We start from the raw sequence: 250 nt of genomic DNA on the forward strand, positions 1-250 counted from the left end.
AGAGCTGGTCCCGGTTGTCTGAACAGAGTTTCCGCGTCGATAAGTGGAGCCTCTGCCGGGGTTAGGCTGCCATGCGGAGTGGCCGCGGGGTGAAGTAGGCTTGATCCGGCGTGCTGCCGTCAAGACTCGAATGGGGACGCCTGCTGTTATAGAAGTCGAGATATCGGCCGATTGAGCTGCGCGCCTCGCTGACGCTGTCATAGGCCCGCAGGTACACCTCCTCGTATTTGACGCTGCGCCAGAGCCGTTC

General features: G+C 61.2%; 1 protein-coding gene. It reads right to left on the minus strand.

Annotation, left to right across the window (positions count from 1 at the left end):
- Nucleotides 1–61 precede the first annotated feature (61 nt).
- On the minus strand, nt 62–250 hold a 189-nt coding region (locus QSV46_RS40475), incomplete at its 5' end, for an integrase core domain-containing protein (protein WP_314964316.1).

It is taken from the genome of Bradyrhizobium cosmicum, from assembly GCF_032290525.1.
Classification (GTDB): domain Bacteria; phylum Pseudomonadota; class Alphaproteobacteria; order Rhizobiales; family Xanthobacteraceae; genus Bradyrhizobium; species Bradyrhizobium cosmicum_A.